A 21,345-nucleotide genomic window follows, 5' to 3' on the forward strand; every position below is an offset into this window, starting at 1 on the left:
GGGATCCACCAGGTTGATATGCGGCGGCGCGGACACCCCGCCGCACATTCTTTTCCCTTTTCCGCGGCCGGTGGACCGCGGGACGCCTTACTGTGTCAGGGCCTTTCTCAGCCCGTCAAACGCGCCTTTTGCGCTGCTCAGGGGCGTACAACTGCGGCAGTGGAGCAGTTGAACGGCAATGTTGATCCCGCGCTCGGCCCTGAGCCATAGTGGGCGGCGCGCAATCCCGAATTGAATTGGCTTGAGATTTGGCTTTGCGCGCGCACGTGAACGGATTTCCGCCCGGAGAAGGCCTGGCGCGGGGCCGCCCGTCCAGCTGGCGTGTCGAACGAATTGGGGTGCTCGGGAATGGCTGCAGCTCACGGCGAACTCCGCGAACTGATGTCCGGCCAGCTCGCCATGTGGTACGCCCAGCGATTCGCGCCCGACAACTGGAGCTTCCGCATCGCGGAGTACATGGAGATCCGCGGCGAGGTGGACCTCGCGCTGCTGGAGCGCGCCGCGCGCCGGCGGCTGGAAGAGGTCGAGACGTTCCGGCTGCGCTTCCGGATGATCGACGGCGTCCCGATGCAGTACCTGCGCGACGCGAGCGACTATCCCGTGCCCGTCATCGACGTCAGCGCCGAACCCGACCCGCGCGCCGCCGCCCAGGAGTGGATGCAAGCCGACCTGCGGCGGGCCGTGGACCTCGACGGCGGCGAGCTGTCCGGGACCGCCCTCATCAAGCTCGCCGACGATCTCGTCCACTGGTACTCGTGGGCCCACCACTGCGTCATGGACGGACAGGGCGGCCTGCTGATCGCCGGCCGGGGCGCGGAGCTCTACACCGCGCTCTTGGAGGGCCGTCCGGTCGAGGACGGGGCGGTGGAGCCGGTGTCCCTGCTGTTCGACGCGGACCGGGCCTACCGGGAGTCCGCAGGCTTCGAGGAGGATCGCCAGTACTGGCTCGGCCGACTCGCCGACCTCCCGATCGTGACGGCCGGCGGCTCGAACCGGACCCGCCGCGCCCAGGACGCCCCCCTCCGGTATGCCGACGCCGTCGGCCCGTCGGAGGCCGCCGGGCTCAGGACCGCCGCGCGCCGCCTGAAGACCAGCCTCGCGGGCCTGTCCATCGCCGCGGCTGCCCTCTACCAGCACCGGATGACCGGGGAACGGGACGTCGTGGTCGGCATTCCCGTACGCGCACGCACCGGCAAGCGGGAGATGGCGATCCCCGGCATGACCTCCAACATCCTGCCGCTGCGCCTCACCATCGGCCCGGACACGAGCGTCGCCGACCTGCTGCGGCAGACCTCCCAGGCGATCAGGGAGGGGCTGCGGCGGCAGCGCTACCGGTACGAGGACATGCACACCGACCTGCGGATCGCCGAGGGCGAATTGTGCGGGCTGCTCATCAACGTCATGTCCTTCGACTACGACCTGCGCTTCGGCGACTGCGCCATCACCGCGCACAACCTGTCCACCGGACCCGTCAACGGGGTGCGGATCGATCTCTATGAGCGGTCGGGGCTGCAGGTCAATGTCGATGTGAATCCGGATCTGCACGATCTGGGGGCGGCTTCGGATGTGTCGCGGCGGTATCTGAGCGTGTTGCGGTGGCTGGGGGCGGCCGCCGGTAAGGAGCGCGTCGGCGGGGTGGACGTGCTGGACGCCGAGGAGCGGCGTCTGGTGGTGGAGGAGTGGAACGACACGGGTGTCGTGGTGCCGTCGGGGACGTTGGTGGAGTTGTTCGAGGCGCGGGTGGCGGCGGTTCCGGATGCGGTGGCGGTGGTCGGTGACGGGGTGGAGTTGTCGTTTGCGGAGGTGGATGGGCGGGCGAATCGGTTGGCGCGGTTGTTGGTGGGGCGGGGTGTCGGGGTGGAGTCGGTGGTGGGGGTGTGTTTGGAGCGTGGGGTGGATCTGGTGGTGGCGTTGCTGGCCGTGTTGAAGGCCGGGGCCGCTTATCTGCCGGTGGATCCGGAGTACCCGGTCGAGCGGATGGCGTATCTGGTCGAGCAGGCCGGGGCGGTTTGTGTGATCACCTCGTCTGCTGTGAGGTCGCCCAGCGGGGTCGAGCGGGTTGTGCTGGATGATCTGGCGGTGGTGGCGGAGTTGGCGGGTCTGCCGGATCGGGGGCTTTCCGCTGGTGAGCGTGGTGGGGTGCTGACCGGCGCGAATGCGGCGTATGTGATGTTCACGTCGGGGTCGACGGGTCGGCCGAAGGGGGTGGTGGTGCCGCATGCGGGTGTGGTGAACCGGCTGGTTTGGATGCAGGAGCGGCTGCAGCTTGTGCCGGGTGAGCGGGTGGTGCAGAAGACGTCGTTCGGGTTCGACGTGTCGGTGTGGGAGTTCTTCTGGCCGTTGTTGTGGGGTGGGGTGTTGGTGCTGGCGCGGCCGGGTGGGCAGCGCGACGCCGTCTATCTGGCGGAGTTGATCCGTCGGGAGAACGTGCGGGTGGCGCATTTTGTGCCGTCGATGTTGGAGGCGTTTCTGGCTGAGCCGGCTGCGGCGGGTTGTGGTGGGTTGCGGTGGGTGGTGTGTTCGGGTGAGGCGTTGCCGGTGCATGTGGTGCGGCGGTTCTTTGAGGTGCTGGACGGGGTGGGGCTGGAGAACTATTACGGGCCCACCGAGGCGTCGATTGATGTGACCGCCTGGCGGTGTGTGCCTGGTGAGTCGGTGCCGATCGGGCGGCCGGTGGCCAACACGCGGGCGTTCGTGCTGGATGAGGGGTTGCGCCCGGTGCCGGTCGGAGTGGTGGGTGAGTTGTACGTGGCCGGGGTGCAGCTGGCGCGCGGCTATGCCGGTCGTGCGGGATTGAGTGCGGAGCGGTTTGTGGCGTGTCCGTTCGGGGCGGGCGAACGCATGTATCGGACTGGGGATCGGGCGAGTTGGTCGGCCGATGGTGAGCTCGTGTTCGCCGGTCGGGCGGATGACCAGGTGAAGATCCGTGGGTTCCGGGTGGAGCCGGGTGAGGTCAGTACGGTGCTGGCCGCTTGCCCCGGTGTCGGCCAGGTCGTGGTGGTGGCGCGGGAGGACGTGCCGGGGGATGTGCGGTTGGTGGCGTATGTGGTACCCGCTGATGAGGCGGTTGATGTGGAAGTGGTGCGGGAGTTCGCGGAGGGGCGGTTGCCGGGGTACATGGTGCCGTCTGCCGTGGTGGTGCTGGATGCGTTGCCGGTGTCGGTCAATGGCAAGCTTGACCGCCGGGCTCTGCCGGCTCCTCAGTACACCGCCGGGGCGGGTCGTGCCCCGGCCAACCCCCGCGAAGAGATCGTCTGCGCGGCCTTCGCCGAAGTGCTCGGCCTGGAGAGCGTGAGCGCAGACGACGACTTCTACCGGCTGGGCGGGCATTCGCTGCTGGTGATCCGGCTCGTGGAGGTCCTGCGCTCCCGAGGCGTCTCGGTCTCCGCACGGGCCCTCTTCGACACACCCACGCCGGCCGGCCTGGCCGCATCCGTGAGCGCCGGGCAGAGAGAGGTGCCCGCCAATCTGATTCCGGTCGACGCGACCAGCATCACGCCGGAGATGTTACCCCTGGTGGACCTGACCGTCGAAGAGATCGAGCGGGTCGTGGCCGGTGTCGAGGGTGGTGCGGCGAATGTGGCCGACATCTATCCGCTGGCGCCGTTGCAGGAGGGGCTGCTGTTCCATCACCTGCTGGCTGACGGTGGCGAGGACGTGTACGTGACGCCGGCGGTGCTGGAGTTCGACTCGCGGGGTCGGGTGGGGCAGTTCGTTGAGGCGTTGCAGCGGGTGGTGGATCGGCACGATATCTATCGCACGTCGCTGGCGTGGGAGGGGTTGCGGGAGCCGGTGCAGGTGGTGCGGCGTCGGGCTGTGTTGCCGGTCGAGGAAGTGGTGCTGGAGCCGGATTGTGTCGATCCGGCTGGTGCGTTGGTGGAGTTGGCCGGTTCGGTGATGGATCTTCATCGGGCGCCGTTGATGGGGGTGCATGTCGCGGCGGTGCCGGGTGGTGAGCGGTGGCTGGTGCTGATCCGGATGCATCACGTGGTCAGGGATCACACCGCGCTGGAGGTGCTGTTCACCGAGGTGCGGGCGTTCCTGGCCGGGCGGGGGGCGGAGCTGGCCGAGCCGCTGCCGTTCCGGAACTTTGTGGCGCAGGCGCGTCACGGGACCACGGACGTCGAGCACAGCCACTATTTCGCTGAGTTGCTGGGTGATGTCGAGGAGCCGACGGCGCCGTTCGGGCTGGTGGATGTGCGGGGCGATGGCGTCGATTCCGTGCATGAGGTGGTGCCGTTCGAGGCTGGGTTGCATGGGCGGTTGCGGGAGGTGGCCCGGCGGTTGGGGGTGAGTCCGGCGACGGTGTTGCATGTGGCGTGGGCGCGGGTTCTGGCTACGGCGTCCGGTCGGCATGACGTGGTGTTCGGCACGGTGTTGTTCGGCCGGATGAATGCCGGTGCCGGTGCGGATCGGGTGCCGGGTCCGTTCATGAACACGTTGCCGGTGCGGTTGCGTACGGGTGAGCTCGGTGTGCGGGCGGCGGTGTCGGTCATGCGGGGTCAGCTTGCCGAGTTGCTGGAGCACGAGCATGCGCCGCTGACTGTGGCGCAGCAGGCCAGTGGGGTGGCGGGTGATACGCCGCTGTTCACTTCCTTCCTGAATTACCGGCACAACACCGGTGCCGGTGTGGATGGGGAGATGGAGGGGGTGCGGCTGTTGTCGGTGCGTGAGCGCACCAACTATCCCCTCGTCATCCTGATCGATGACAACGGCGACAGCATGTCAGTGGGTGTCGATGCGGTCGCTCCGATCGACGCCCGGAGTGTGGGGGTGTTGGTTCGCACCGCTACCGACAATCTGGTGGCCGCGCTGGAACTGGTTCTGGACGGCGGGCCGGATCTGCCGCTGAGCGGCGTGGACGTGCTGGACGCCGAGGAGCGGCGTCTGGTGGTGGAGCAGTGGAATGACACCTCTGCCGAGGTGCTGTCGGGGACGTTGGTGGAGTTGTTCGAGGCGCGGGTGGCGGCGGTTCCGGATGCGGTGGCGGTGGTCGGTGACGGGATGGGGTTGTCCTTCGCCGAGGTGGATGGGCGGGCGAATCGGTTGGCGCGGTTGTTGGTGGCTCGTGGTGTCGGGGTGGAGTCGGTGGTGGGGGTGTGTTTGGAGCGTGGGGTGGATCTGGTGGTGGCGTTGTTGGCCGTGTTGAAGGCTGGGGCCGCGTATCTGCCGGTGGATCCGGAGTACCCGGTTGAGCGGATGGCGTATCTGGTCGAGCAGGCCGGGGCGGTTTGTGTGATCACCTCGTCTGCTGTGAGGTCGCCCAGCGGGGTCGAGCGGGTTGTGCTGGATGATCCGGGGGTGGTGGCGGAGTTGGCGGGTCTGCCGGATCGGGGGCTTTCCGCTGGTGAGCGTGGTGGGGTGCTGACCGGCGCGAATGCGGCGTATGTGATGTTCACCTCGGGGTCGACCGGCCGGCCGAAGGGCGTGGTGGTGCCGCATGCGGGCGTGGTGAACCGGCTGGCCTGGATGCAGCAGCGGTTGCGGTTGCCACAGGGGACACGGGTGCTGCAGAAGACGTCGTTCGGGTTCGACGTGTCGGTGTGGGAGTTCTTCTGGCCGTTGTTGTGGGGTGGGGTGTTGGTGCTGGCGCGGCCGGGTGGGCAGCGGGATGCGGCTTATCTGGCGGAGTTGATTCGTCGCGAGAACGTGCGGGTGGCGCATTTTGTGCCGTCGATGTTGGAGGTGTTCCTGGCCGAGCCGTCCGCTTCGGGGTGCACTGGCTTGCGGTGGGTGGTGTGTTCGGGTGAGGCGTTGCCCGCTCATGTGGTGCGGCGGTTCTCCGAGGTGCTGGGTGGGGTGGGGCTGGAGAACTACTACGGCCCGACCGAGGCGTCCATCGACGTCACGGCCTGGTCGTGCCCACCGTCGTGGAGTGGAATGTCGGTGCCGATCGGGCGGCCGGTGGCCAACACGCGGGCGTTTGTGCTGGATGAGGGGTTGCGCCCGGTGCCGCCGGGGGTGGTGGGAGAACTGTATCTGGCCGGGGTACAGCTGGCGCGCGGCTATGCCGGTCGTGCGGGGTTGAGTGCCGAGCGGTTTGTGGCGTGTCCGTTCGGGGCCGGTGAGCGGATGTATCGGACCGGGGATCGGGTGAGCTGGTCGGCCGGGGGCGAGCTGATGTTCGCGGGCCGGGCGGATGATCAGGTGAAGATCCGTGGGGTCCGGGTGGAGCCGGGTGAGGTCAGTACGGTGCTGGCCGCTTGCCCCGGTGTCGGCCAGGTCGTGGTGGTCGCGCGGGAGGACGTGCCGGGGGACGTGCGGCTGGTGGCCTACGTGGTCCCTGCCATGGCCGATGCCGAGACGGTGCGGCGGTTCGCGGCAGAGCGGTTACCGGAGTACATGGTGCCGTCCGCCGTGGTCGTACTGGACGCGCTGCCGGTGTCGGTCAACGGCAAGCTCGATCGCAAGGCTCTGCCGGCTCCTCAGTACACCGCCGGGGTGGGTCGTGCCCCGGCCAACCTCCGTGAGGAGGTGTTGTGCGCGGCCTTCGCTGAGGTGCTGGGGCTGGACAGCGTGGGGGTGGACGACGACTTCTTCCGGCTGGGCGGGCATTCGCTGCTGGTGATCCGGCTCGTGGAGATGTTGCGGTCGCGTGGTGTGTCGGTGTCGGTGCGGGCGTTGTTCGAGACGCCGACGGTGAGCGGGTTGGCTGCGGCGGCCGGGCCTCGGCAGGTGGAGGTTCCGGAGAACCGAATCCCGGCCGACGCGACCAGCATCACGCCGGAGATGTTGCCCTTGGTGGATCTGACCGTCGAGGAGATCGAGCGGGTCGTGGCCGGTGTCGAGGGTGGTGCGGCGAATGTGGCCGACATCTATCCGCTGGCGCCGTTGCAGGAAGGGCTGCTGTTCCATCACCTGCTGGCCGACGGCGGCGAGGACGCGTATGTGCTGCGGGCGGTGCTGGAGTTCGACTCGCGGGGTCGGGTGGGGCAGTTCGTTGAGGCGTTGCAGCGGGTGGTGGATCGGCATGACATCTATCGCACGTCGCTGGCGTGGGAGGGGTTGCGGGAGCCGGTGCAGGTGGTGCGGCGTCGGGCTGTGTTGCCGGTCGAGGAAGTGGTGCTGGAGCCGGATTGTGTTGATCCGGCTGGTGTGTTGGTGGAGTTGGCCGGTTCGGTGATGGATCTTCATCGGGCGCCGTTGATGGGGGTGCATGTCGCGGCGGTGCCGGGTGGTGAGCGGTGGCTGGTGCTGGTCCGGATGCATCATGTGGTCAGGGATCACACCGCGCTGGAGGTGTTGCTCGCCGAGGTGCGGGCGTTCCTGGCCGGGCGGGGGGCGGAGCTGGCCGAGCCGCTGCCGTTCCGGAATTTCGTGGCGCAGGCGCGCGGTGGCGTCGAGGACGCCGAGCATTCGCGGTACTTCGAGCAGTTGCTGGGTGATGTCGAGGAGCCGACGGCGCCGTTCGGGCTGGTGGACGTGCGGGGTGACGGTGTCGACTCTGTGCATGAGGTGGTGCCGTTCGAGGCTGGGTTGCATGGGCGGTTGCGGGAGGTGGCCCGGCGGTTGGGGGTGAGTCCGGCGACGGTGTTGCATGTGGCGTGGGCGCGGGTTTTGGCTACGGCGTCCGGTCGGCATGACGTGGTGTTCGGGACGGTGTTGTTCGGCCGGATGAATGCCGGTGCCGGTGCGGATCGGGTGCCGGGTCCGTTCATGAACACGTTGCCGGTGCGGTTGCGTACGGGTGAGCTCGGTGTGCGGGCGGCGGTGTCGGTCATGCGGGGTCAGCTTGCCGAGTTGCTGGAGCACGAGCATGCGCCGCTGACTGTGGCGCAGCAGGCCAGTGGGGTGGCGGGTGATACGCCGCTGTTCACTTCCTTCCTGAATTACCGGCACAACACCGGTGCCGGTGTGGATGGGGAGATGGAGGGGGTGCGGCTGTTGTCGGTGCGTGAGCGCACCAACTATCCCCTCGTCATCCTGATCGATGACAACGGCGACAGCACGTCGGTGGCCGTCGATGCGGTCGCTCCGATCGACGCCCGGAGTGTGGGGGTGCTGGTTCGCACTGCTACCGACAATCTGGTGGCCGCGCTGGAACTGGTTCTGGACGGCGGAGCGGATCTGCCGCTGAGCGGCGTGGACGTGCTGGACGCCGAGGAGCGGCGTCTGGTGGTGGAGGACTGGAACAGCACGGCGGTCGAGGGTCTCGGCATTCCGGTGGTGGAGTCGTTCGAGGCGCAGGAGCCTGGCGCGGTCGCGGTGGTCGCTGACGGGGTCGAGGTCTCGTACGCGGAGTTGGACGAGCGGGCGAACCGTCTGGCGCATGTCCTGATCGGAGAGGGGGTCCGGGCCGAGTCGGTGGTGGGGGTGTGCCTGGAGCGGGGCGTCGATCTGATCGCGGCGTTGCTGGCAGTGTGGAAGGCCGGGGCGGCGTACGTGCCGATCGATCCGCGGCAGCCGGTGGAGCGGATCGCGTTCATGCTGGCCGACAGCCGCGCCGTGCTCACGGTGACGAGTGAGGAGATCGCCGAGGAGTTGCCCGCGGGCCGGAGCCGCACGCTCACCCTCGACGACACGTTCACGAAGATGCGCCTGGCCGCCGCGCCGGCCACCAAGCCCGAGCGGGCGATGCTCGGCGAGCAGGCCGCGTATGTCATCTACACCTCAGGCTCGACAGGCAGGCCGAAGGGCGTCGTGGTCACCCAGGCCGGCCTCGCGAACTACGTCGCCTCGGTGCCTGGACGTCTGGGGATGGCCGGTGGCCGGTACGCGCTGGTGCAGGGGCAGGCGACCGACCTGGGCAACACGGTTGTCTTCGCCGGCCTGACCACGGGTGGGCGATTGCACATCGTGCCGGAGGACGCCGCCACCGATCCGGTCGCGCTGAGCGGGTTGCAGGTGGACTACCTGAAGATGGTGCCTTCCCATCTGGCGGCGTTGGGCGAGCTGGAGCCGCTGCTGCCCGATCGGTCGTTGGTGCTGGGTGGGGAGGCGGCGGCGCCGGGCTGGGTGGAGCAACTGCTCACGGCGGCCGAGCGGCGTGGCTGTGCGGTGTTCAACCACTATGGCCCCACCGAGACCACCATCGGCGTCGCGACGACCCGCCTGCGGGCCGGGGGAGTGGTCCCGATCGGGACACCGGTCGCGAACACACGCCTGTACGTGCTGGACGAGAACCTGGCACCGGTGCCTCCGGGCGTGGTCGGGGAGCTGTACATCGCCGGGGCACAGCTTGCCCGCGGCTACCTCGGACGCTTCAGCCTGACGGCCGAACGGTTCGTGGCCTGTCCCTTCGACGGTGGGCGCATGTATCGCACCGGCGACCGGGCCCGCTGGACCCACGACGGTGAGCTGGTCTTCGCCGGACGGGTGGACGATCAGGTCAAGATTCGTGGCTTCCGGGTGGAGCCGGGTGAGGTCCGCGCTGTGCTGGCCAAGTGCCAGGGTGTCGATCAAGTCGCGGTGGTGGCCCGCGAGGAGGCGCCGGGTGACATGCGCTTGGTCGGTTACCTGGTGGCGCATGACGCGGAGAGCGCGAGTGAGCTGCCGTCGGTGGTGCGCGGGTTCGCGGCTGAGCGGCTGCCGGACCACATGGTGCCGTCGGCCTGGGTGGTGCTGGACGCATTGCCCCTGACGGCCAACGGCAAGCTGGACCGCCACGCTCTGCCCGCACCCGACCGCGCCGCGACCACCGGAGCCGGTCGCGGGCCGTCCAGCTCGCGCGAGGAGGCGCTGTGTGCCGCGTTCGCCGAGGTGCTCGGGGTGCCCGCGGTCGGGGTCGATGACGACTTCTTCGAGTTGGGCGGCCATTCACTGCTCGCCGTCCGCCTGGTCGAGCTGCTGCGGACACGAGGTGTTTCCGTGTCGGTGCGGACGTTGTTCGACACGCCGACGGTGGCGGCGCTCGCCGGTTCGGCGGGCATCGAACGGGTGGTGCCGCCGGCCAACCTGATCCCCGCGGACGCCACGGCCATCACGCCGGACCTGCTGCCGATGGTGGACCTGGACGCCGACGAGGTGGCGCGGATCGTGGCCACCGTCGAGGGCGGCGCGGCGAACGTGGCCGACATCTACCCGCTCGCGCCCCTTCAGGAAGGATTGCTGTTCCACCACCTGCTGGCGGACGGCGGTGACGACGCATACGTGATGCCGGCCGTGCTGCGGTTCGATTCAAGAGATGGGCTCGACGCCTTCCTCGATGCGTTGCACCAGGTGGTGGCTCGGCACGACATCTACCGCACCTCCTACGTATGGGAAGGGCTGCGCGAGCCGGTCCAGGTGGTGTGGCGCCGTGCTGAACTGCCGGTCGAGGAAGTGGCCCTGGACCCACAGGCCGCCGATCCGGTGGCCGAGCTGGTGGCGGCCGGTGGGCAGACCATGGACCTGGGGCGGCCGCCACTGCTCGACACCCACATCGCGGCCGAGCCGCAGAGCGACCGGTGGCTGGTGCTGGTGCGCGCTCATCACATGGTGCGCGACGGCACCGCACTGGAAGTACTGCTCGCGGAGATCCTCGCCATCATGACCGGACGGGGTGACGAACTGCCGCAGCCGCTGCCGTTCCGCGACTTCGTTGCGCAGGCCCGCGGCGGGGTGCAGCGGTCCGAGCACGAGCGGTACTTCAGGGACCTGCTGGGCGACGTCGAGGAGCCGACCGCCCCGTACGGCGTGGCGGATGTGCGGGGCGACGGCGCCGGCGTCGTGCGCGCGCAGATCGCGGCATCGCCGGAGCTGATCGACCGCCTGCGCGAGGTGTCGCGGCGCCTGGGGGTCAGCCCGGCGACGGTGCTGCACGTGGTATGGGCCCGGGTGGTGGCCGTGGTCTCCGGCCGGGACGACGTGGTGTTCGGGACCGTGCTGTTCGGGCGGATGAACTCAGGCATGGGCGCGGATCGCGTGCCCGGGCCGTTCATCAACACGCTTCCGGTACGCGTACGCACGGGCATGCTCGGCGCGCGGGACGCCGTGTTCGCGATGCGGTCCCAGCTCGGGGAACTGCTGGAGCACGAGCACGCGCCGCTGGCCCTGGCGCAGCAGGCGAGCGGGGTGGCGGGGGACACGCCGTTGTTCACCACCATCCTCAACTACCGGCGGAACACCGGACAGGACCTGGGCCGGCGCTGGGACGAGTCGATGGAGGGCGCCCGCCTCGTGTACGCGCGGGAGCGCACGAACTATCCGCTCGCGCTGCTGGCGGACGACGACGGCGACGCCATCAGGCTGGCGGTGGACGCCGTCGCACCGATCGACGCTCATGCCGTGGGCGCGCTCGTGCGGACGGGGGCGGAGAACCTGGTGTCCGCGCTGGAGGAAGGGTCTGATCCGCCGCTGCACGCCGTGTCCGTACTGGACGAGGCCGAGTGCCGTCGGGTGCTGGCGGAGTGGAACGGCGCGGCGGTGGAGGTGGAGCCGGCGACGCTGGTCGAGTTGTTCGAGGCGCAGGTGAGGCGGACGCCTGAGGCGGTCGCGGTGGCTTCCGGAGAGGTGGAGCTGTCGTACGCGGCGCTGGACGAGCGGGCGAATCGGCTGGCCCGGTTGCTGGTCGGCCGAGGTGTGACGGTGGAGTCGACGGTCGGCTTGGTGCTGGGGCGGGGGGTGGAGTGGGTCGTCGCGGTGTTGGGGGTGTTGAAGGCGGGGGCCGCGTTCCTGCCGCTCGATCCGGTGTATCCGGCGGATCGGATCGCGTTCTCCTTGGCCGACGCGGGGGTGGCGACGGTGGTGACCTCCTCGGCGTTGGCCGGGCGGTCGCCTGAGGGCGTGCAGCGGGTGGTGATCGACGATCCGGTGGTTGTGACAGAGCTGGCCGGGCTGGCCGGTGAGGGGCTGACCGCCGAGGAGCGCATCGGGCGTCTGGTGCCGGGGTGCATGGCGTATGTGATCTACACGTCGGGGTCGACCGGGCGGCCCAAGGGGGTGATGGTCACCCATGACGGTGCGGTCAATCTGCTCACGGCCGGGGGATGGCAGGTGGAAGCCGGGGACCGGGTGCTGCAGCTCGCCTCGCCGGGTTTTGACGCCGCCTGCTGGGAGGTGCTGGTGGCGTTGTGGTCGGGCGGCTGTCTGGTGGTGGCCGACGCGCAGGACCTGCTGCCGGGCGCCGGACTGGCCGAGGTGGTGGCCCGGCTCGAGGTGAGTCATGCGTTGGTGCCACCCTCGTCGCTGAGCGTGCTGGCGCCCTCGGATCTGGCCGGCGTACGGACGCTGGTGGCCGGCGGAGAGGCGCTGGGGCCGGAGTTGGTGGCGCGATGGGGTACGGGGCGTCGGCTGGTGAACGCCTATGGCCCGACCGAGGTGACGGTCTGTTCGGCGATGACGGACGAGCCGATGTCGGGGGACGAGGTGTCGATCGGCCGGCCCAATGTGAACACGCGGGCGTACGTGCTGGACGGGTTCCTCCGGCCGGTGCCGCCGGGGGTGGCCGGGGATCTGTACCTTGCCGGCGCGCAGGTGGCCCGCGGCTACGCCGGTCGCCCGGGATTGAGCGCCGAGCGGTTCCTGGCCGATCCGTTCGGCCCGGTGGGTGAGCGGATGTATCGGACCGGGGACCGGGTGCGGTGGACCGAGGCCGGAAGGCTGGTGTTCGCCGGACGCAGTGATGACCAAGTGAAGATCCGGGGGTTCCGGATCGAGCCGGGCGAGGTGCAAGCAGCCGTGGCCGCTCACCCCCGCGTGGTCCAGGCGGCCGTGATCGTCCGGGAGGATGTGCCGGGCGAGAAGTCCCTGGTCGCTTACGTCGTCCCGGAGGAGGACGACGCGCGGCTGGCGGAGTCGGTGCGGGCGTTCGCGGCCGAGCGGCTGCCGGCGCACATGGTGCCCTCCGCCATCGTGACGCTGGACGCCCTGCCCGTGACCACCAGCGGCAAACTCGATCGCAAGGCCCTGCCCGCGCCCGCGTACAAGGTGGGAGCCGGCCGAGGGCCGGCGAACGCGCGGGAGGAGATCCTGTGCGACCTGTTCGCCCAGGTGCTCGGGCTGCCCGAGGTCGGGGTGGATGACGACTTCTTCGCGCTGGGCGGGCATTCGCTGCTGGCGGTGCGGTTCGTCAGCCGGGTGCGTACGGCGCTCGGCGTCGAGGTGTCGTTGCGGACGCTCTTCAAGGCGCGGACAGTGGCTGAGCTCGCACGCCAGTTCGGAGACAAGAAGCCGGCCAGGCCGGCACTACGGCCGATGCGTACCCGGGAGGGTTCCTGATGATTCCGTTGTCATTCGCGCAGCGACGGCTCTGGTTCATCGGGCAGTTGGAAGGCCCGAGTGCGAACTACAACATCCGGATCGCGCAGCGGCTGTCCGGCGAGGTGGACCGGGTGGCGCTCGACGCGGCGCTGCGGGACGTGATCGGGCGGCACGAGGTGCTGCGCACGATCTTCCCCGCCGTGGACGACGAGCCCTATCAGCACATCCTGCCGCCGGACGAGCTGGCCTGGGAGCTGGCGGTGGCCGAGGTGGCGCCTGAGGAGCTGGAGGAGGCGATCGACGCGGCCGCAGGGCATGTGTTCGATCTGTCGGCCGAGGTGCCGGTGCGGGCGTGGCTGTTCTCGGTGTCGAGGGATGAGCATGTGCTGGTGGTGGTCGTTCACCACATCGCGGGCGATGCGTGGTCGTTGGGCCCGTTGGGGCGGGATGTGTCGGTGGCCTATGCGGCTCGGTGTGAGGGTTCGGTTCCGGGGTGGGAGCCGCTTTCTGTGCAGTATGCGGATTATGCGTTGTGGCAGCGGGAGCTGCTGGGGGATCAGCGGGATCCGGAGAGTGTGATCTCGGAGCAGCTTGCCTTCTGGCGGGGAGCGCTGGCGGGGGCGCCGGAGGAACTGGCGCTGCCTTTCGACCGGCCGCGTCCGACGATGGCGTCCTACCGGGGGCACTCGGTGCCGGTGGAGGTCTCGGCCGAGGTGCACGCGCGGGTGGTGGAGGTGGCGCGGGCCGAGGGCGTGACCACGTTCATGGTGGTGCAGGCCGCGCTGGCGGTGTTGTTGTCGCGGCTGGGGGCGGGGGTCGATATTCCGATCGGGTCGGCCAACGCCGGGCGTACGGATGAGGCGTTGGAGGATCTGATCGGGTTCTTCGTCAACACGCTGGTGCTGCGGGCCGACCTGTCGGGGGATCCGACGTTCCGCGAGCTGCTGGACCGGATGCGGGAGTCCAGCCTGGCGGCGTTCGATCACCAGGATGTGCCGTTCGAGCGGTTGGTGGAGGAGCTGGCGCCGTCGCGGTCGATGGCTCGGCATCCGCTGTTCCAGGTGATGCTGAACCTGCAGAACACCGGCGAGGCGGCGCTGGAGCTGCCGGGTGTGAGTGCCACGGGGATGCCGGCAGGTGAGTCGGCGGCGAAGTTCGACCTTGAGGTGCTGGTCGGCGAGGTGTTCGACGCGAGCGGGGCACCGGCTGGACTGCGGGGGTCGATGGTGGCTGCCGCGGATTTGTTCGATCGGGGGTCGGTTGAGGTCCTGGCGGCTCGCTTGGCGCGGGTGCTGGAGCTGGTGACTGCCGAGCCGCTGGTGCGGTTGAGCGGGGTGGAGCTGCTCGATGGTGAGGAGCGGCGGCGGGTGCTGGAGGAGTGGAACGACACCGCCGGCGACACCGGCGCTCCGGTGGTGGAGTTGTTCGAGGCGCAGGCGGCTCGGACGCCCGAGGCGGTCGCGGTGGCTTCCGGAGAGGTGGAGCTGTCGTACGCGGCGCTGGACGAGCGGGCGAATCGGCTGGCGCAGGTGCTGGTGAGTGAGGGGGTGGGGGTCGAGTCGGTGGTGGGGGTGTGCCTGGAACGCGGGGTCGATCTGGTCGTCGCGTTGCTGGCGGTGTGGAAGGCGGGGGCGGCTTATGTGCCGATCGAGCCTGGGCTGCCGGCGGAACGGATCGCGTTCATGCTGGCCGACAGCCGGGCCGTGCTGACCGTCACCAGCGGGGAGATCGCGGAGGAGCTGCCGGAGGGACAGGCGCGGCTGCTCGTGCTCGACGACGCGGTGACGACGCGGCGGCTGGCGGCGGCCCCTGCCGTGCGGTCCGAGCGGGTGATGACCGGCGGGCAGGCGGCGTACGTCATCTACACCTCGGGTTCGACGGGCCGGCCGAAGGGTGTGGTGGTGCCCCAGGCCGCGCTGGCGAATTACGTGGGGTGGGCGTCCGGGGCTTATGGGGTGGGTAGTGGGGCGCCGTTGCATTCGTCGGTGGCCTTCGACCTGACGGTGACGAGTTTGTGGGTGCCGTTGGTGTCGGGGGCGGCGGTGGTGGTGAGTGCTGAAGGTCTGGCGGGGGTTTTGTCGGGTGGGTTGGGGTTGGTGAAGGTTGTTCCGGCGCATTTGGCGTTGTTGGCCGAGTCGGTGCGGGGGGATGTCGGTCGGACGTGGGTGGTGGGTGGTGAGGCGTTGCCGGGGGGGTTGGTGCGGTCGTGGTTGGCGGGGTCTCCGGGGTCGGTGGTGGTGAATGAGTATGGGCCGACGGAGACGACGGTCGGGTGTTGTGTGTTTGAGGTGCGGGCGGGTGATGAGGTCGGGGAGTCGGTGCCGATCGGGCGTCCGATCGCCAATTGCCGTCTGTATGTGTTGGATGAGTGGTTGCGGCCGGTTCCGCTCGGGGTGGCGGGTGAGTTGTACATCGCCGGTGCGCAGGTGGCCCGGGGGTACGCGGGCCGGGCCGATCTGACGGCCGAGCGGTTCGTGGCCTGCCCGTTCGTCCCCGGCGCCCGGATGTACCGCAGCGGCGACATCGCCCGCCGGCGCAACGACGGGAACCTGGAGTACCTCGGGCGGGCCGACGAGCAGGTCAAGATCCGGGAGTTCCGGATCGAGCCGGGCGAGGTGCAGGCCGTGGTGGCGGCGCATCCGCTGGTGTCCCAGGCGGCGGTGATCGCCCGTGAGTACGCCCCCGGCGACGTCCGTCTGGTGGCCTACGTCGTGGGCACGGACGTGCAGCCCCGCCTGGTGCACCGCTACGCCGCCGACCGGCTGCCCAAGTACATGCTGCCGTCCGCGGTGGTCGTGCTCGACGCGCTGCCGCTGACCGCGAACGGCAAGGTGGACCGCGAGGCCCTGCCGGCGCTGGAACAGAAGGCGGAGGCGGGGCGGGCTCCGGCCACGGTGCTGGAGGAGCGTCTGCGCCGGGCCTTCGCCGAGGTGCTGGGGGTCTCCGAGGTGGCCGTGGAGGACGACTTCTTCCGGCTGGGCGGGCATTCGTTGCTGGCGGTGCGGTTGGTCAGCCGGGTGCGGGCGGTGCTGGGGATGGAGGTGCCGCTGCGCCTGTTGTTCGAGGCGCCGACGGTGGCGGGGCTGGCGGGTCGGCTTGAGGGCGCCGCGGTGGCACGGCAGGCGTTGCGGGCGGTGGAGCGGCGGCCGGAGCAGGTGCCGTTGTCGTTCGCGCAGCAGCGGTTGTGGTTCATCAGCCGGCTCGAAGGGCCGAGCGCGACCTACAACGTACCGGTCGTGCTCCGGCTGTCCGGCGGTGTTGATCGGGCGGCGTTGAACGCGGCGCTACGGGATGTGATCGGGCGGCACGAGGTGCTGCGGACGGTCTTCCCCGCGGTGGACGGTGAGCCCCATCAGCGGATCCTGCCGCTGGACGAGCTTGAGTGGGAGCTGTCCGCGGTCGAGGTGGCGTCGGAGGACCTTGGGGGGGTGACCGGCGCGGCGGTGGGCCAGGTGTTCGATCTGGCGTGTGAGGTGCCGATCCGGGCGTGGTTGCTGTCGGAGTCGGCGGACGAGCATGTGCTGGTGGTGGTCGTTCATCACATCGCCGGTGATGCGTGGTCGTTGGGGTTGCTGGCGCGGGATGTGTCGGTGGCGTACGCGGCTCGGTGCGGTGGTGCGGCTCCGCGGTGGGAGCCGTTGCCGGTGCAGTACGCGGACTACGCGTTGTGGCAGCGGGAACTGCTGGGCGAGGACCAGGACGACGACAGTGTGATCGCGCGGCAGCTCGGATACTGGCGGAACGCGCTGACCGGCCTGCCGGAGGAGCTCGCGCTCCCGGTTGACCGGCCGCGTCCGGCGGTGGCCTCTTATCGGGGGCACTCGGTGCCGGTCGAGGTTCCGGTCGAGGTGCATGCGCGGCTGGTGGAACTGGCGCGGGCCGAGGGCGTCACGACGTTCATGGTGGTGCAGGCCGCGCTCGCCGTGCTGCTGTCGCGGCTCGGAGCCGGGAACGACATCCCGATCGGGTCGCCGAACGCGGGACGCATGGACGAGGCACTGGATGACCTCGTCGGCTTCTTCGTCAACACGCTCGTCCTGCGCACCGACCTGTCCGGGAATCCGACGTTCCGTGAGCTGCTGGGGCGGGTGCGGGAGTCGAGCCTGGCCGCCTTCGATCACCAGGACGTGCCGTTCGAGCGGCTGGTCGAGGAGCTGGCGCCTGCGCGGTCGATGGCCCGGCATCCGCTGTTCCAGGTGCTGCTCACGCTGCAGAACACCGGTGAGGCGGAGCTGGAACTGCCCGGCGTGCGGGTCACCGGGATGCCGTTGGAGGAGGCGCCGGCCAAGTTCGACCTGGAGTTGAGCCTGACCGAGATGTCCGGCTCCTTGGGAGACCCGTCGGGGCTGCGCGGCGCGCTGCGGGCAGCAGCGGACCTGTTCGACCGGGAGTCGGCCGAAACGCTGGTGGCGCGGTGGATGCGGGTGCTGGACGTGCTGACCGCTGAGCCGGCGACCCGGCTGAGCGGCGTGGACGTGCTGGACGCCGAGGAGCGGCGTCTGGTGGTGGAGGAGTGGAATGACACCTCTGCCGAGGTGCTGTCGGGGACGTTGGCGGAGTTGTTCGAGGCGCGGGTGGCGGCGGTTCCGGATGCGGTGGCGGTGGTTGGTGACGGGGTGGAGTTGTCGTTTGCGGAGGTGGATGGGCGGGCGAATCGGTTGGCGCGGTTGTTGGTGGGGCGGGGTGTCGGGGTGGAGTCGGTGGTGGGGGTGTGTTTGGAGCGTGGGGTGGATCTGGTGGTGGCGTTGCTGGCTGTGTTGAAGGCTGGGGCTGCTTATCTGCCGGTGGATCCGGAGTATCCGGTCGAGCGGATGGCGTATCTGGTCGAGCAGGCCGGGGCGGTTTGTGTGATCACCTCGTCTGCTGTGAGGTCGCCCAGCGGGGTCGAGCGGGTTGTGCTGGATGATCCGGCGGTGGTGGCGGAGTTGGCGGGTCTGCCGGATCGGGGGCTCTCCGCCGTTGAGCGTGGTGGGGTGCTGACCGGCGCGAATGCGGCGTATGTGATGTTCACCTCCGGCTCGACCGGCCGGCCCAAGGGCGTGGTGGTGCCGCATGCGGGCGTGGTGAACCGGCTGGCCTGGATGCAGCAGCGGTTGCGGTTGCCACAGGGGACACGGGTGCTGCAGAAGACGTCGTTCGGGTTCGACGTGTCGGTGTGGGAGTTCTTCTGGCCGCTGCTGTGGGGCGGGGTGTTGGTGCTGGCGCGGCCTGGCGGGCAGCGCGACGCCGCCTATCTGGCGGAGTTGATTCGTCGGGAGAACGTGCGGGTGGCGCATTTTGTGCCGTCGATGTTGGAGGTGTTCCTGGCCGAGCCCGCCGCCTCGGGGTGCACCGGCCTGCAATGGGTGGCCTGTTCGGGCGAGGCGCTGCCGCTCCACGCGACGCGGCGGTTCTTCGAGGTGCTGGACGGTGTGCGGCTGGAGAACTATTACGGGCCCACCGAGGCGTCGATCGAGGTCACCGCCTGGGAGTGCCCGCCTAACTGGGCGGGAAGCTCCGTGCCGATCGGGCGGCCGGTGGCCAACACCCGGGCGTACGTGCTGGATGAGTTCCTCCGGCCGGTGCCGCCGGGCGTGGTCGGTGAGCTGCACATCGCCGGGGTGCAGGTGACCCGCGGCTACACCGGCCGTCCCGGGCTGACGGCCGAGCGGTTCGTGGCGTGCCCGTTCGGCCCGGGCGGGGAACGGATGTACCGGACCGGGGACCGGGTGAGCTGGTCGGCCGACGGTGAGTTGCTGTTCGCCGGGCGTGCCGATGACCAGGTGAAGATCCGCGGGTTCCGGGTCGAGCCCAGCGAGATCAGCCTGGTCCTGGCCGCCTGTCCCGAGGTGGGGCAGGTGGCGGTGGTGGCGCGGGAGGACGTGCCGGGGGATGTGCGGCTGGTGGCCTACGTGGTCCCCTCTGACGGTGGGACGGCCCCTGGTGAGGCGCACCTGGCGGAGGTCGTGCGGCGGTTCGCCGGGGAACGGCTGCCGGAGTACATGGTGCCGTCCGCCGTGGTCATGCTGGACGCGCTGCCGGTGTCGGTCAACGGCAAGCTCGATCGCAAGGCTCTGCCGGCTCCCGCGTACACCGTGAGTTCCGGACGGCGGCCGGGCACCCGTGAGGAGGAGGTTCTGTGCGAGGCGTTCGCGGAGGTGCTCCGCCTGGAGAGCGTCGGGGTCGATGACGACTTCTTCCAGCTCGGCGGACATTCGCTCCTGGCGGTGCGGATGGTCAGCCGGATCCGGGCGGTGCTCGGTGTGGAAGTGCCGTTGAAGGACCTGTTCGAGGCGCCCACGGTCGCGCGGCTCGCCTCCCGGCTGGCCGGTGCCGAGGTCGCCCGCAAGGGGCTCGCGCGGATGGAGCGGCCGGAGCGGGTGCCCCTGTCGTACGCGCAGCAACGGCTCTGGTTCATCGGCCAGCTCGAAGGGCCGAGCGCGACGTACAACATCCCGGTGTCGGTGTCCCTGTCAGGGGACGTGGACGTGGCGGCGCTCGGCGCGGCGTTCCGGGACGTGATCGGGCGGCACGAGGTGCTGCGCACGATCTTCCCCGTGGTCGACGGCGAGCCCTGCCAGCTGATCCTTCCGGTCGCGGAGCTCGACTGGGAGCTCCCGGTGATCGACGTCACCGCCGCGGAGCTGCCCGGCGTGGTCGCCGAGGCGGCCGGGCACGCCTTCGACCTGTCGTCGGAGGTGCCGATCCGGGCGTGGTTGTACTCGGTGACAGCGGGCGAGCACGCGCTGGTGGTCGTGGTCCATCACATCGCCGGGGACGGGGCCTCGATGGGGCCGCTGGCCGCGGACCTCTCTGCGGCCTACCGCGCCAGATGCGCGGGTACGGCTCCAGAGTGGCAGCCGCTGCCCGTGCAGTACGCCGACTACGCGTTGTGGCAGCGGGAGTCGCTCGGCGATGAGCAGGATCCGGAAAGCGTGATCTCCGAGCAGGTCGCGTACTGGCGTGAAGCGCTGGCCGGGGCGCCGGAGGCGCTGGAGCTGCCCTTCGACCGGCCGCGGCCGGAGGTGGCCTCGCATCGCGGGCACATGGTGCCGATCGAGGTGCCGGCCGAGGTGCACGCGCGGCTGGCGGAACTGGCGCGGGGCGAAGGCGTCACCACCTACATGGTGGTGCAGGCCGCGCTCGCCATGCTGCTGTCACGGCTCGGGGCCGGGACCGACATCCCGATGGGAGCGGCGAACGCCGGGCGGAACGACGAGGCGCTGAACGATCTCGTCGGCTTCTTCATCAACACGCTCGTCGTGCGTACGGACCTGTCCGGGGACCCGACGTTCCGTGAGCTGCTGGGGCGGGTCCGGGAGCGGAGCCTGTCGGCGTTCGATCACCAGGACGTGCCGTTCGAGCGGTTGGTGGAGGAGCTGGCGCCGGCGCGATCGATGGCGCGGCATCCGCTGTTCCAGGTGATGTTCAAGGTGCAGAACAACGCCGAGGCGGTGCTGGACCTGCAAGGAGTACGGGCTGAGGGGATCTCACCGGGGGCGTCGGCAGCCAAGTTCGATCTGGACTTCACGGTGGTGGAGGTGCCGGGGTCGGGTGGGTTGCGGGGGTCGTTGGTGGCGGCGGCCGACCTGTTCGATCGGCAGTCGGCGGAGCTGCTGGTGGCGCGGTTGGTGGGGGTGCTGGGTGCGGTGACCGCTGAGCCGTCGACCCGGTTGAGCGGGGTGGAGGTGTTGGACGAGGTCGAGCGTCATCGGGTGTTGGTGGAGTGGAACGACACGGCGGCTGGGGTGGGTGCTGGGTCGTTGGTGGAGTTGTTTGAGGCGCAGGTGGCGCGGTCGCCGGGGGCGGTGGCGTTGGTGGCTGGTGGGGTGGGGTTGTCGTATGTGGAGGTGGATGAGCGGGCGAATCGGCTGGCGCGGTTGTTGGTGGCGCGCGGGGTCGGGGCGGAGTCGGTCGTCGGCGTTTGCCTGGAGCGCGGTGCTGATCTGATCGTGGCGCTGCTGGCGGTGCTCAAGGCGGGTGGCGCTTATGTGGCGCTGGATCCGGCGTATCCGGTGGAGCGGTTGCGGTGGATGGTGGCCGATGCCGCGCCGGTGGTGGTGCTGGCCTCGACTCGGACGGCGGGTGTGGTGGCGGGTGAGGTGGTGGTGCTGGATGATCCGGTTGTGGTCGCCGAGTTGGCGGGTCATGCCGGGGGTGCGTTGGGTGTTGGGGTGGTTGGTGGGAATGCGGCGTATGTGGTGTATACGTCGGGGTCGACGGGGCGGCCGAAGGGGGTGGTGGTGC

2 protein-coding genes are annotated in these 21,345 nt (G+C 69.9%); both read left to right on the forward strand.

Annotated elements, in window-relative coordinates:
- Positions 1 to 348 precede the first annotated feature (348 nt).
- The gene (locus ACIBQ1_RS35385; protein WP_397283661.1) at positions 349 to 13,137 is read left to right on the forward strand and encodes an amino acid adenylation domain-containing protein; all 12,789 of its coding nucleotides are present in this window, start codon (positions 349 to 351) and stop codon (positions 13,135 to 13,137) included.
- Positions 13,137 to 21,345 (forward strand): amino acid adenylation domain-containing protein (locus ACIBQ1_RS35390; protein ID WP_397283662.1); only part of this gene is annotated, 8,209 nt, incomplete at its 3' end. The genes ACIBQ1_RS35385 and ACIBQ1_RS35390, both read left to right, overlap by 1 nt.

The sequence above is a fragment of the Nonomuraea sp. NPDC050153 genome (assembly GCF_044460125.1).
Classification (GTDB): Bacteria; Actinomycetota; Actinomycetes; order Streptosporangiales; family Streptosporangiaceae; genus Nonomuraea.